Consider the following 13232-nt stretch of genomic DNA (forward strand, 5'->3'; position numbering starts at 1 on the left):
CTCCGCACCGCCGGACACGTGTGTGACGGGAACGGCACGACCGGTGGAGCAACGGCTACGAGCCCCAGCGCACGAGACCGTCAGGCGCTCGAGGACGTCCCAGGCTCCGGGGGTCAGGACACGAACTCCCGCTTGTCCGGCGCTTGACGGTCTCGGGCGGAGCCCCCGTCACGGGAAAGGGGCGGGGAACACGCCCGCCGCGGGCGCCCCACCCGCCCCGGACCTCCCCGGCACCTCGACCGCCCCCGCCCACGCACCCCAAAGCGAAGACCCATGAAACCCACGACCACCCTCGCCCTCAAGCCCCGCACCACCTGGCCCGAAGCCTGGCAGCGCGCCCGCGCCGCCGCACCCGAGGCCTTCCTGGACGACCGTGTCCGCAACCTGTGGGTCGCCACCTGGCACCAGGACGGCCGCACCCTCCCCGCCACCAGTCCCGTCGACAACACCCCCGTCGCAGGCCCGCCCCGCCTGGACGCGGCGACCGCCCACCAGGCCGTACGGGCCTCCCTCGACCAGCACCGTGCCTGGCCCCACATCCCGCTCCCTGAACGCCGCGCCCGTGTGTGCGCCACCCTCGAAGCCCTCACCGAGCACCGTGAGCTCCTCGCCCTCCTCCTGGTCTGGGAGATCGGGAAGCCGTGGCGCCTCACCCAGGCCGACGTGGACCGCGCCATCGACGCTGTCCGCTGGTACACCGGACACATCGAGCGGCTCCTGGCCGGCCGCACCCCCCTCCACCCCCCTCCCGGGCCCGGTCTCCGACATCGCCAGCTGGAACTACCCCATGTCCGTGCTGGTCCACGCGATGCTCGTTACGGGCCGTGACCCAGGGCCCGCCGGGGGAGCGGCTGCCGGGCAACTTCCCGGACCACCACCTCATGCCGTGACCGGCCGGAGGGGTCAGCCGATCCCCTGACGGTCCGGGTGCAGCGCGAACGCCCTCCCGGCCGCCTCGGGCACCGTCCGCTCCACCGCCTCCACCAGGAGCGCACGGTGCCTGAGCAGCGGCTTGCGCCGCTCCTCGGCCGCGAGCAGCAGCAGATCGTCGATTCCGGCGAGCAGCCGCCGTGTGACCTGCGGGCTGCCGGCCGCGCACCCCCGGATCTCCTCGAAGGCCAGATCCACGAGCTCCGTCCACCCCGGCACCTCCTGGACGAGCCGTACCGCACCCCGCCCGTCCCGGTGGTGCACCGGACCGAGCGGCAGGTACACCGCGACCGACAGGAACTGCACGATCCGGTCGAGGCACTGCACCGCGGTGGTCGGATCGTTCACCGACGCGGACAACGCCCTCAGCGCGATGTCCGACAACTGCCGCAGCCCGAAGGCCGGGTCCTGGTGCGTTGTGCGCTCGACCCCCACGGCGACGGTGTACCTCAGCGCGTACGGAGGGGGCGCGGCCGCGCCGTGCACGGCCAGCACCGGCGTGCCCGGCACCACGAAGTCCCCGATCCGCGGAACCAGCCGCAGGACGACGCCCTGACGGCGCGCGGCCCGCACCAGCCGCGCCACATTCACGCTCCGCAGCACCCCCGCCCGCTCCCGGTGCACGAGCCGCACCGCCTCCGCGGCGAGCGGCGCCCCGTCGAACGGCTCCCCGCCGCTCTGCCGCCCCAGTGCCCGGAACGACTCACGGGCGATGTGGTCCAGGACGGGCCCGACCTGCATCAGCCTCAGGGTGGACGAGACGTATGCGATGAACAGCAGCAGGCTCAGCCCGACCATGCCGAGCGTCAGCAGGCTCTGCAGGAGCGGCACCGAGGTGACACGCCGCGGATCCGGTGCGGCCCCGCCCTCGTACGAGGAGAGCACCAGCAACGAGAACGCGAACGTCGCCAGGAACACCGTCAGCGTCAGCTTGCTGATCCGGCTCCGTACGAAGATCCGCACCACCCGCGGGGTGAGCTGCCCGCTCGCCATCTGCACGGCCACCAGCGAGATGCTGAAGACGACACCGATGAACGTCATCATCGCCGAGCTGATCGTCGTGACGATCGTCCGGGCGTCCACGACGACGGCGATGAGATCCCCGAGCTCCTCGTACGCCCGCTCCCTCTGCAGATGGGCGACGATCCTCGCGTCGACCTCGGCGAGACCCCACCACAGCACGAAGGCGCACAGCAGTCCCACGGTCGGCGCGAACCAGAACGTGTCCCGCAGCCCCTCCCGCAGGGAGGCCAGGGCGTGGGGGTGCCGGAGGGCTCGCCGACCCGTGCCGCTGATCCCGCCCGTGCCACCCGTCCCGCCCGCGCCACCCGTCCCGCTGCTGCCGCTCATGCCCGCGAAGGTAGCCTCCGGCCACGCCACGTGTGCGGCACGCCACGGAACGTACGCGCATCGGCTCCGGGCGGGGCCGATCGTCCGCCCGCACCGCACTGACCACCGAAAACGCAGGTGAGAGGCACTCGAAACCCCTGGTATTGTTTTCTTTGTCGCCACGGGGAACGCTTCGTGAACGGCAGACACCTTGTCCGGGTGGCGGAATGGCAGACGCGCTAGCTTGAGGTGCTAGTGCCCTTTATCGGGCGTGGGGGTTCAAGTCCCCCCTCGGACACCAGCAGGAACCCCACCACGGTGGGGTTCTTTCGCGTTCCGGGGAGGCCTGGTGCCCGGCCGCCTGCTTCCGTCCAGGGGCGGGCGAGCCCCGACCACACCCCCGGGGCCGGGTGGTCGGCGCTCGCCCGGTGTCAGCCGGAGGTGGTACTCGCGGGCGCCGGTTCCGTCAGGTGCACGGGTTCGGTCCCGGGGGAGCTGTGCCGGGCCGCCCAGTTCTCCAGCGCCGTGCGGCACGCGTGGTCCCGGTGGTGCAGCCCGGTGAGGTCCAGCTCGATGGGCCGGTCCTGGGGCAGGGCCTCCAGGCTGTCGAGTATTTTCGGCAACCGCAGGAAGGTCGCGTTGCCGGACAGGTACGCCTGGACAGGACCCGTGCCCGTGTCGACGACGTCCAGCCTGATGTGCGAGGCGTCCCAGGCCGTCTTGGCCACGGACAGGGCCAGACCGATCAGGACGCCCTCGAACATGTTCACGGTGACGATCGCCCCGGCCGTGACCACCAGGATCAGGGCCTCGCCCCGGTGCCTGCGCCACAGCGTCGCGAGGGTGCGCAGGGGAATCAGCTTCCAGCCCGCGTGGATGAGGATCCCGGCCAGGGCGGGCAGCGGGACGAGCCCGAGGACCGACGGCAGCAACGCCGCGAAGAGCAGCAGCCACACCCCGTGCAGGACCCGGGAGGCCTTGGTCTTCGCGCCCGCCTGGACGTTGGCGGAGCTGCGCACGATGACCGCGGTCATCGGCAGTGCTCCGAGCAGCCCGCACGCGGTGTTGCCGGCTCCCTGGGCCATGAGCTCCTTGTCGTACTCGGTGCGCGGTCCGTCGTGCAGCCGGTCGACCGCGGCCGCGCTGAACAGGCTCTCCGCGGAGGCGATCAGGGTGAAGGCCAGAACGGTCCCCAGCACGCTCAGGCTCGCGAGCCGGCCGAGGGTGTCGAGCCCGGGGAACTGGATGGCGCCGAGCAGGCCCTGCACCTCGACCGTGGCGACCGGCAGGCTGAACACCAGGGAGGCGAGCGTGGCCAGCACGACGGCGGCGAGTGCGCCCGGAACGGCACGTACCCGCGCCGGCATGCGCCTCCACAGCGCCATCACCGTCATCGTCGCCACGCCCAGCGCGAGCGACACCAGGGTTCCGGTGTCGGTGACGGCACCGGCCAGGGCTTCGGGAAGCCCGGCCACCTTGCCGGTGCCGGAGACCGGTGCCTGCAGACCGGCCGCGGTGTAGAGCTGGCCGGCGATGAGCACCAGTCCGATCCCGGCGAGCATGCCCTCGACGACCGAGACGGAGATCGCCCGGAACCAGCGCCCCAGCTTCAGGGCGCCCATGGCGAGCTGCAGCAGCCCCGCGGCCAGCACGATCACCCCGAGCGTGGCCAGTCCGAAGGTCTGGACGGCCTCGAAGACCAGCACGGTCAGACCGGCGGCCGGACCGGAGACCTGAAGACTGCTGCCGCGCATCATGCCGGTGAGGACGCCGCCGACGATGCCCGTGATCAGCCCGAGCTCCGCCGGAACGCCGGAGGCCACGGCGACGCCCACGCACAGCGGAAGGGCGACGAGGAACACGACGATCGAGGCGGCGAGGTCCTGCCGCAGATGGGGAAAGGCCGCGCGGTCGCCCACGGCGGCCCTCACAGCGTCTGGAAGGTGTCGGAGTGCACGTCGTGGGCCTGCACCGCTCCCGTGTGCACCTCGTAGAACCACCCGTGCAGACGTAGCCGGCCCGCCGTCAGACGGGTGTCGACGCACGGATAGGACCGCAGCCTCAGCAGTTGCGTCAGCAGGTGGTTCTTCACGGCCTCGGCGACGGACGGGTCCTCCGCCTCCCCCTCGGGCCGGGGGGTCGCGTGCGCGAACCAGTCGCGGACGGCGGGGACCGCGGTCAGGTCGTCACCACGCACCAGTGCGGTGACGGCCCCGCAGTGCGAGTGCCCGCAGACGACGATGTCCGTGACCCCGAGCACCTCCACCGCGTATTCGACGGTGGCGGCCTCGCCCGTGGGCCGGCCGGCGGTGTACGGGGGGACGATGTTGCCCGCGGTGCGCAGTTCGAAGAGCTCACCGGGGCGGGCACCGGTGATGAGGGCGGGGACGACCCGGGAGTCGGAGCAGGTGATGAACAGGACCTGCGGGGACTGGCCGTGGGCCAGCCGGGCGAACTCCTCGGGGCGCTGCGTGGACTGCTCGCGGAAGGATCGGGCGTGATCGATGAGGGCTTGCATACCTGTGGTTCCTCCTGGCGCGCCGTCGGCGGCGCGTCGGTGTACGAGCGAGAGGGAGTCCCGGTGGGCGCGACGGCATGACCACGTCGGCGCACCCGGAGGTGCGAAGCGTGCGGGCAGGGCCGGTGCGCGCCGTGGACCGGCTCAGCAGCGGAACACCTGAAGTGCGGCAGGAGAGGAGGAGGCCGAGGGTCTCGACGCGCGGTGCGTGCCGCCCGGCGCGAGAGGCGCCGCCAACGGGCGCCGTCCCGCGGTGTCGTCCGACACGATGCACCGCACGAGCGTCTCGGTCGCGGAGCCGGTCGCGGTGCGGTGGTGGCGGTCACGGTTGCGCAGAAGGCCGTGGGCATCGCCGTCGTGGACCGTGCCGTCGCACGGCGCGTACTTCCGTACGGCGTGGTGCCCGACTTCGCCCGGGGTGCCGCCCGCGAGCCGTTCCGGCGGACCCGGGGCCTGGGCGTGGTGAGCGGACGAGAGGAGCGGGGTGGGGACGGGGAACTGCAGAGCCAGCAGGAGGGCGGTCAGAGTCGTGAGCACGAACCGGGCCGTCGCATCTCGCACCTGAGCCTCCTTCCGGACTTCGTCTGCGCCCTTATCGAAGCTAACAGGAGAAAAGGCCTGAGGAGTTGACCTCGTGTGAAGAGTCCGAAAGTCACGGGGTGAATGGGAGAAATTGGCGCGGCGAGGACCATGGGGCGGCAGAGCGCCCATTGATGCCTCTTTCCAGCTCCCGCCGTCGGGCGGTGCGGCGTCTGCGCGTTTCCGTTGCCGGGCCTGTACGGCCAGGTCATCCCGGCTGCTCGCCCCCGTCCCCATTCGTCCTGATGGTCACTCCCTGTTCGAATGTGCGGCTCTGTGATTCGCACATGGGTGTGGGTCTCTGGAGGCGGGATTATCCGGTGCGGAATTCATCACGGGTGGCGGACGGTCCGCTGCGGACTCGGTGAGCCGCCAGGCCGCTCGGCGCTGTCGCGAATATCCGGGGGCATCAGGACGGAGGTATTCGGACATGCGTGGCGGCTTTTCAGCTCCGGTGGAGCACCCCGGGGCGATTGCCCCCTGCGGGGCGTGGCCAGGCGGTCCTGGCCGCTCACCCGGGGCTGGGCGGCGGCCCGGCCGCCCGGTGATTCCGAGGGCCGCTCAGGGCGGGCAGGCGTGCGGACCGCCGCGTCACGATCCGGTCTCGGAGCCTGGGGAGGGCCTTGATTTCAGCCATGTAATCGTTTCCAATCATCCGTGTAATCGATTCCACGGCGCAGTCCGATGGATCGAGGCTCACGGAAACCACAAGGAGGTGGTCCGGAAATGGCGAGCATCAAGGATGTCGCGGCCCAGGCAGGAGTCTCTGTCGCCACGGTCTCCCGCGTCCTCAACAGCCATCCCTCCGTCAGTCCGGACGCGCGCGGTCGCGTCCTCGCGGCCGTCGACGCCCTCGGCTACCGGCCCAACGCCGTGGCCCGCTCGCTGCGCACCGATCAGACCCGCACCCTCGGCCTGGTCATCAGCGACGTGCTCAACCCGTACTTCACCGCGCTCGCCCGCTCCGTCGAGGAGGAGGCCCGCGCCCTCGGCTACAGCGTGATCATCGGCAACGCCGACGAGCGGCCCGAGCAGCAGGACCAGCACGTCCGAACCCTGCTGGACCGCAGGATCGACGGCCTCCTCGTCTCACCGGCCGACGGCGACTCCCCGCTGCTGCTGGAGGTGGCGCGCACCGGCACCCCGATGGTCTTCGTGGACCGCTGGATGCCCGGCGTGGACGTCCCGGTCGTACGCGCCGACGGCCACCGGGCCATCCAGGACCTGGTCGCCCACCTGTACGCGCTCGGCCACCGCAGGCTCGCCATCATCGCGGGTCCCGCCGCCACCACCACGGGCGACGAGCGTGTCGAGGCCTTCCGGGAAGCGATGCGCACCCACGGACTCGCGCTGCCCGACGCCTACATCGGCCAGGGCGACTTCCAGGCGGACAGCGGCCGGCGCGCCACCGAGCACTTCCTTTCGCTGCCCGAACCGCCCGAGATCGTGTTCGCCGCCGACAACCTGATGGCACTCGGCGCGCTGGACGCCATCCGCGCCCACGGCCTGCGGGTCCCCGAGGACGTCGGCCTCGCCGCCTTCGACGACATCCCGTGGTTCGTACACACCGGACCGCCGATCACCGCGATCGCCCAGCCGACCGGCGATCTCGGCCGCGCCGCCGTCCGCGCGCTGGTCGACGTCATCGAGGGCCGCCCCCCGCAGTCCGTCACCCTGCCCGCCCGCCTCGTCGTCCGCAGCTCCTGCGGCGAGCCCGCGGGCGAACCTATCCCGAACCGATCGGACCGGAGGAACAACTTGTGAGCGAGTCAGTCGAGTTGCTGCGCATCGAAGGCGTACGCAAGACCTTCCCCGGCGTGGTCGCCCTGGACAGCGTCGACTTCGACCTGCGCAGCGGCGAAGTCCACGTCCTGCTCGGTGAGAACGGGGCCGGCAAGAGCACCCTCATCAAGATGCTCTCCGGCGCCTACCGCCCCGACAGCGGCCGGATCTTCGCCCACGGGCAGGAGGTCCGCATCCACGGCGCGCAGGACGCCGAGAAGCTCGGGATCGCCACGATCTACCAGGAGTTCAACCTGGTTCCGGATCTGACCGTCGCCGAGAACATCTTCCTCGGCCGTCAGCCGCGCCGCCTCGGCATGATCGACCGGCGGCGCATGGAAGCCGATGCCGAGGTGCTCCTGCGCCGCGTCGGCCTGCACATCTCTCCCCGGGCCAAGGTGCGCGAACTGGGCATCGCCCGCCTGCAGATGGTCGAGATCGCCAAGGCGCTCAGCCTTGAGGCACGCGTCCTGATCATGGACGAGCCGACCGCCGTGCTCACCTCCGAGGAGGTCGACAAGCTCTTCCGGATCGTGCGGCAGCTGCGCGAGGACGGCGTCGGCATCGTCTTCATCACCCACCACCTCGACGAGATCGCGGCGCTCGGCGACCGCGTCACCGTCCTGCGCGACGGCCGCAGCGTCGGCCAGGTGCCCGCGTCCACCCCCGAGGCGGAGCTCGTCCAGCAGATGGTGGGCCGCAGCATCGACCAGCAGTACCCCCGGGAACGCCAGGACACCGGAGAGCCCCTGCTCTCCGTGCGCGGACTGACCCGCGACGGGGTCTTCCACGACATCAGCTTCGAGGTGAGGGCCGGCGAGGTCGTCGGACTCGCGGGCCTCGTCGGCGCAGGCCGCACCGAGGTCGCCCGTGCCGTCTTCGGCGCGGACCCCTACGACGCCGGGACCGTGGACGTGCTCGGCGAGCGGCTCGGCAAGCACGACGTGACGGCCGCCATGGGCGCCGGAATCGGCCTCGTCCCCGAGGACCGCAAGGGTCAGGGCCTGGTCCTCGACGCCTCCGTGCAGGAGAACCTCGGCCTCGTCACCCTGCGCTCCGCGACCCGCTCCGGCCTCGTCGACCTCAAGGGACAGCGCACGGCCGCCGCGAGGATCGCCGGGCAGCTGGGCGTACGCATGGCGGGCCTCGGCCAGCACGTCCGTACGCTCTCCGGCGGCAACCAGCAGAAGGTCGTCATCGGCAAGTGGCTGCTCGCCGACACCCGTGTGCTGATCCTCGACGAGCCGACCCGCGGCATCGACGTCGGTGCCAAGGTCGAGATCTACCAGCTCATCAACGAGCTGACCGCCTCCGGTCACGCGGTCCTGATGATCTCGAGCGACCTGCCCGAGGTCCTCGGCATGAGCGACCGGGTGCTCGTCATGGCCCAGGGCCGCATCGCCGGTGAACTCCCGGCGCACGAAGCCACCCAGGACGCCGTGATGGCCCTCGCCGTCAGCGCCGTACCCACCCTCACCACCCCCATCTCCACTCCCGCGGAAGACGCCGGGAACGCAGTGAACGAAGAGGAGAGCCCCCGTGGCCACTGACACGCTTGTGAGCAAGACGGGCGCGGGCGGCACCGCCGGACACACGGTCCGCCGCCTCCTGCTCGACAACGGCGCCCTGAGCGCACTGGTCGTCCTGCTGGTGGCGATGTCGCTGCTCTCCGGCGACTTCCTCACCACGCAGAACCTGCTGAACGTGGGTGTGCAGGCCGCCGTCACCGCGATCCTCGCGTTCGGTGTCACCTTCGTCATCGTCTCCGCGGGCATCGACCTGTCCGTCGGGTCGGTCGCCGCGCTCTCCGCGACGGTCCTCGCCTGGTCGGCGACGTCCGACGGCGTCCCCGTCTGGCTGGCCGTCATCCTCGCCGTCGCCACCGGCATCGCCTGCGGGTTCGTCAACGGCGCCCTCGTCGCGTACGGGAAACTCCCGCCGTTCATCGCGACGCTGGCCATGCTCTCGGTCGCCCGCGGCCTGTCCCTGGTGATCTCCCAGGGCCGGCCGATTCCCTTCCCCGACTCCGTCTCCGTACTCGGCGACACGCTCGGCGGATGGCTCCCCGTCCCGGTCCTCGTCATGATCGCGATGGGCCTGCTCACCGCGCTCATCCTGGCCCGCACCTACATTGGCCGCTCCATGTACGCCATCGGCGGCAACGAGGAAGCGGCACGGCTCTCGGGCCTGCGCGTCAAGAAGCAGAAGCTGGTCATCTACGCCCTGGCAGGGCTGTTCGCCGCCGTCGCGGGCATCGTCCTCGCCTCCCGCCTGGTCTCGGCACAGCCGCAGGCCGCGCAGGGATACGAACTCGACGCGATCGCCGCGGTCGTCATCGGCGGCGCCAGCCTCGCGGGCGGCGTCGGCAAGGCGTCCGGCACCCTGATCGGCGCGCTCATCCTCGCCGTGCTGCGCAACGGTCTGAACCTCCTGTCCGTGTCCGCGTTCTGGCAGCAGGTCGTCATCGGTGTGGTCATCGCCCTCGCGGTGCTGCTGGACACCCTGCGCCGCAAGGCCGGATCAGGTGCTGTCTCCGCGTCGGGTTCCTCCGCCGCCCCCGGATCACCGGGATCCGGCCGCAAGGGAGCGATGAAGGCCGGCCTCGCCCTGGTCTGCGTGGCCGCGGTCATCGCGGCGGTGACGTTCTTCAACTCCGGCTCCTCCGGCGGCACCACCAAGGTGGGCATGTCGCTCTCCACCCTGAACAACCCCTTCTTCGTCCAGATGAAGGAGGGCGCGCAGGCCGAAGCGAAGAAGGCCGGGATCGACCTCACCGTCACCGACGCCCAGAACGACGCCGCGCAGCAGGCCAACCAGCTGCAGAACTTCACCAGTTCCGGGGTGAACTCCATCATCGTCAACCCCGTGGACTCGGACGCCGTCGGGCCCGGGGTCGGCAGCGCCAACAAGGCCGGCATCCCCGTGGTCGCCGCGGACCGCGGTGTCAACGGGGCGAAGACCGCGACGCTCGTCGCCTCCGACAACGTGGCAGGCGGCAAGCTCGCCGCCCGGGCGCTCGCCGACAAGCTCGGTGGCAAGGGCAGCATCGTCGTCCTGCAGGGCACCGCCGGCACCTCCGCCAGCCGCGAGCGCGGCGCGGGCTTCGCCGAGGGCATCAAGGCGTACCCGGGCATCAAGGTCGTCGCCACCCAGCCGGCGGACTTCGACCGGACCAAGGGCCTGGACGTCATGACCAACCTGCTCCAGTCGCACCCCGGGATCACCGGTGTCTTCGCCGAGAACGACGAAATGGCGCTCGGCGCCACGAAGGCCCTCGGCGGCAAGGCCGGAAAGTCCGTCTCGGTCGTCGGGTTCGACGGCACGCCGGACGGCCTGAAGGCGGTCGAGGCGGGCACGCTGTACGCGTCCGTGGCCCAGCAGCCGAAGGAACTGGGCAGGATCGCCGTACAGAACGCGGTCAGGGCCGCCGACGACGAGAAGATCGAAGGCATGGTGAAGGTGCCGGTCAAGGTCGTCACCCAGAAGAACGTCGCCGACTTCTCCTGACCCGCAGGCCCAAGGAAGGCAGCACCACAGATGTACGAGAACGAGGACTCCGCCCCCGCCCGCTACGACCTGCTGGTCGTCGGCTCGGCCAACGCCGACCTGGTCGTCGGCGTCGACCGCCGCCCCGCACCGGGAGAGACGGTGCTCGGCACCGACCTCGTCGTCCACCCGGGCGGCAAGGGTGCCAACCAGGCGGTCGCCGCCGGCCGCCTCGGCGCCCGCACGGCCCTGCTGGCCCGGGTCGGTGACGACGCCCACGGCCGGCTGCTGCTCGCGTCGCAGCGGGCGGCGGGCGTCGACACCGGCGGAGTCCTCGTCGGCGGGGCGCCCACCGGGGTCGCCCTGATCACGGTCGACCCCTCGGGCGACAACAGCATCGTGGTCTCCCCGGGCGCCAACGCACGGCTGACCCCCGAGGACATCAGGGCGGCAGCACCCCTCTTCGACGCGGCCCGGGTCGTCTCCGTACAGCTGGAGATCCCGCTGGAGACCGTGGCCGAGACGGCCCGCGCCCTGTCCCCCGGAACCCGGCTCGTCCTCAACCCGTCCCCGCCCGCGCCCCTGCCCGCGGACGTCCTCAGCGCCTGCGACCCACTCGTGGTCAACGAGCACGAGGCCCGCTACCTCCTGGGCATCCTGGGGGAGACGGCCGGCACCGCCCCGGAGGACTGGGCGCGCGCCCTGCTCCGGCACGGTCCGCGTTCGGTCGTGGTCACCCTGGGCGCGGCGGGCGCCCTCGTCGCCGACAGCCGGCGCGGCGACGACCCCGTACGCGTGCCGAGCCCCGAGGTCGACGCGTTGGACACGACGGGCGCGGGCGACGCGTTCACCGCCGCCCTGGCCTGGCGCCTCGGCCTCGGCGAGGAGCTGACCGAGGCCGCCGCGTTCGCCGTCAGGGTGGGCGCCGCGGCCGTCACCGGACGGGGTGCGCAGGCATCCTTCCCCACCGCGGAAGAGGTGGCCGCGCTGTGAAGAGGTCAGGCATCCTCAACCGCCATCTTGCCGGTGCGCTGGCCGAGTTGGGCCATGGCGACGGCGTCCTGGTCTGCGACGTCGGCATGCCCGTCCCGGCCGGCCCCCGGGTCGTCGACCTGGCCTTCCGGGCCGGCGTCCCGGCCTTCGCCGAGGTGCTCGACGGGCTGCTCGACGAGTTGGTGGTGGAGGCCGCGACAGCGGCCGAGGAGGTACGCGACGTGAACCCGCAGGCCGCCCGCCTCCTGGCGGCCCGCCTCCCCGCGCTCACTCATGTCCCGCACGCGGAGCTCAAGGCACTGTCGGCCGGTGCCCGGCTGGTGGTACGGACGGGAGAGGCCCGGCCGTACGCCAACGTGCTGCTGCGGTGCGGGGTCTTCTTCTGATCCGGGGCGGTGCTGATCCGGGGCGGGGCGCTTTGCCCCGCCCCACCCACGGCTCCTCAGGCGACCAACGGTTCGCTCAGCTCGACGGAGCGAAGGGCCGCCGCCAGCGCCTGTGCGTCGCCGACGTCGAGGGCCGTGTCGGTCAGCTTGATGACGTGCTCGTCGCCGTGCGCCACGGCCCGCTCGAAGACCTCCTCCGGGGTACAGGTCCCCGGCGGGCTGTAGGCGGCGGGCGTGTCGGGTGCGTACATGGCGGTCACGGCCGCGGACGCCGTCCAGGCCGCCCGCAGGCTGGGGACCCACAGGACACGCGGGAGGGCGGGCAGCGTGCGCAGTACCGCGTTCGGGGCTGTGGCCGCGTGCACCAGCATCGTCGCCTCGCCGTGGCCGTGCGTGGCGTACCGGTGGGTGGCCGCCCGCACCAGTTCGGTGAGGCGGCGGTGCGCCTCGTCCGGGTCCGTGGTCGCCGCCGCCCACACCGGCAGGCCCGTGACACGGCCGAGCCGGGCGGGGAAGCCGCCGTCCCGTGCGGCGATCGGCGCGACCGCGTCTAGGGCGGCGGCCGCGCTGTCGGCACCGGGCAGCGGAGCGAGGCCGTCGACGGGGTGGAAGCGGGCGGCCCAGTAACCGAGCCCGTGGGCGAGTTCGGCCAGACGCGGCCCGGTGACCCCGCCGGCCTCGCCGGCCAGGAGGCCGCGCACCGCGTGGCCCACCCGGATCACCGGATGTGTCGAGCCTCCGTACAGGCCGGGCAGCAGACGGGGCCACCACACGGCGAGCACCTCGCGCCACGGCCGGTCGGCGATCTCACGGCAGAAGTGGTCGATCCAGTCGGCGGCACGGCGCGGGTCGCTGAGTGCGCAGCGCCAGTTGGCGGCCGTGACGGTCTCGACCTTGCGCGGGAACTCCTCGAGCCGGGGCGCGTACAGGTCGAGCCACCGGTGCACGGACCCCGCCCGGCCGTGAGCGGCCAGGGCCTCGACGGCCATCGGCGCGTGATTGGTGAGCCGCCCGAGCCGCTCCGGTCCCGAACCGTGCAGTCGCTGGAGCGCTTCGTCGAGCATGCCCGTCGTATCCGTCATGGCGAGGACGGTAGGCGAGACACTCCGGCGGCGTATCAGTCCGAAGGCCTAATACTCCAGTCGTGCTTCTCCATTTGTCCTGGTCACAGGGCCTTTCTGGAGTCTAGTTTGCTGACGCTCTATCAGGTGGGTGGAGGTTCGTGACTC

The 13232-nt window shown here is 71.9% G+C and carries 10 protein-coding genes, 1 tRNA gene and 1 pseudogene; 7 read left to right on the forward strand and 5 right to left on the reverse strand.

What is annotated here, in order from left to right; all coding sequences use genetic code 11:
• Positions 1 to 273 precede the first annotated feature (273 nt).
• A pseudogene (locus AB0F38_RS10540) lies at positions 274 to 817 on the forward strand (aldehyde dehydrogenase family protein); the annotation flags it as partial.
• 86 nt (positions 818 to 903) lie between these two features.
• Here the strand turns inward: AB0F38_RS10540 and AB0F38_RS10545 are convergent.
• Positions 904 to 2280 carry a DUF2254 domain-containing protein gene (locus tag AB0F38_RS10545; RefSeq protein WP_361889804.1) on the reverse strand — a complete coding sequence of 459 codons (1377 nt, stop codon included), beginning with the start codon at positions 2278 to 2280 and terminating at the stop codon, positions 904 to 906.
• 192 nt (positions 2281 to 2472) lie between these two features.
• Between AB0F38_RS10545 and AB0F38_RS10550 the strand changes: the two genes are divergently transcribed.
• Positions 2473 to 2560, forward strand: a tRNA-Leu gene (locus tag AB0F38_RS10550).
• 130 nt (positions 2561 to 2690) lie between these two features.
• On the opposite strand, the gene AB0F38_RS10555 is transcribed toward AB0F38_RS10550, so the two are convergent.
• The 3 genes from AB0F38_RS10555 to AB0F38_RS10565 form a co-directional block, all read right to left on the reverse strand.
• Positions 2691 to 4178, reverse strand: a complete 1488-nt coding sequence (locus AB0F38_RS10555) for a SulP family inorganic anion transporter (RefSeq protein ID WP_361889807.1) — start codon at positions 4176 to 4178, stop codon at positions 2691 to 2693.
• 8 nt (positions 4179 to 4186) lie between these two features.
• Positions 4187 to 4777: a carbonic anhydrase gene (locus AB0F38_RS10560; protein ID WP_361889810.1), complete on the reverse strand. Its 591-nt coding sequence runs from the start codon at positions 4775 to 4777 to the stop codon at positions 4187 to 4189.
• Between the two features lie 144 nt (positions 4778 to 4921).
• Positions 4922 to 5338 carry a hypothetical protein gene (locus AB0F38_RS10565; RefSeq protein WP_361889813.1) on the reverse strand — a complete coding sequence of 139 codons (417 nt, stop codon included), beginning with the start codon at positions 5336 to 5338 and terminating at the stop codon, positions 4922 to 4924.
• A gap of 744 nt (positions 5339 to 6082) precedes the next feature.
• Between AB0F38_RS10565 and AB0F38_RS10570 the strand changes: the two genes are divergently transcribed.
• Genes AB0F38_RS10570 through rbsD form a run of 5 tightly spaced genes read left to right on the forward strand, consistent with a single transcriptional unit; the run spans position 6083 to position 12003 of the window.
• Positions 6083 to 7120, forward strand: a complete 1038-nt coding sequence (locus AB0F38_RS10570) for a LacI family DNA-binding transcriptional regulator (protein ID WP_361889816.1) — start codon at positions 6083 to 6085, stop codon at positions 7118 to 7120.
• Positions 7117 to 8688 (forward strand): sugar ABC transporter ATP-binding protein, encoded by a 1572-nt coding sequence (locus AB0F38_RS10575; protein WP_361889819.1) that lies wholly within the window; start codon positions 7117 to 7119, stop codon positions 8686 to 8688. Before AB0F38_RS10570 ends, AB0F38_RS10575 begins: the two co-directional genes overlap by 4 nt.
• Positions 8678 to 10645 carry a substrate-binding domain-containing protein gene (locus AB0F38_RS10580; protein ID WP_361889822.1) on the forward strand — a complete coding sequence of 656 codons (1968 nt, stop codon included), beginning with the start codon at positions 8678 to 8680 and terminating at the stop codon, positions 10643 to 10645. The genes AB0F38_RS10575 and AB0F38_RS10580 overlap by 11 nt, the downstream gene beginning before the upstream one ends.
• Positions 10646 to 10675: 30 nt before the next feature.
• Positions 10676 to 11617 (forward strand): ribokinase, encoded by a 942-nt coding sequence (locus AB0F38_RS10585; protein WP_361889825.1) that lies wholly within the window; start codon positions 10676 to 10678, stop codon positions 11615 to 11617.
• Positions 11614 to 12003 carry a D-ribose pyranase gene (gene rbsD / locus AB0F38_RS10590; RefSeq protein WP_361889828.1) on the forward strand — a complete coding sequence of 130 codons (390 nt, stop codon included), beginning with the start codon at positions 11614 to 11616 and terminating at the stop codon, positions 12001 to 12003. Before AB0F38_RS10585 ends, rbsD begins: the two co-directional genes overlap by 4 nt.
• 56 nt (positions 12004 to 12059) lie before the next feature.
• On the opposite strand, the gene AB0F38_RS10595 is transcribed toward rbsD, so the two are convergent.
• Positions 12060 to 13085, reverse strand: coding sequence for a questin oxidase family protein (locus AB0F38_RS10595; RefSeq protein WP_361889831.1), 1026 nt, complete (start codon positions 13083 to 13085; stop codon positions 12060 to 12062).
• Positions 13086 to 13232 lie beyond the last annotated feature (147 nt).

Source organism: Streptomyces sp. NPDC025273 (assembly GCF_040638585.1).
GTDB classification, from domain to species: Bacteria; Actinomycetota; Actinomycetes; order Streptomycetales; family Streptomycetaceae; genus Streptomyces; species Streptomyces cinereorectus.

What these genes read in the sequence shown, in the direction of transcription:
- AB0F38_RS10545 (WP_361889804.1), bottom strand. Translation starts at nt 2,280, where the DNA reads ATGAGCGGCAGCAGCGGGACGGGTGGCGCGGGCGGGACGGGTGGCACG.
- AB0F38_RS10560 (WP_361889810.1), bottom strand. Translation starts at nt 4,777, where the DNA reads ATGCAAGCCCTCATCGATCACGCCCGATCCTTCCGCGAGCAGTCCACG.
- AB0F38_RS10570 (WP_361889816.1), top strand. Translation starts at nt 6,083, where the DNA reads ATGGCGAGCATCAAGGATGTCGCGGCCCAGGCAGGAGTCTCTGTCGCC.
- AB0F38_RS10585 (WP_361889825.1), top strand. Translation starts at nt 10,676, where the DNA reads ATGTACGAGAACGAGGACTCCGCCCCCGCCCGCTACGACCTGCTGGTC.
- AB0F38_RS10595 (WP_361889831.1), bottom strand. Translation starts at nt 13,085, where the DNA reads ATGACGGATACGACGGGCATGCTCGACGAAGCGCTCCAGCGACTGCAC.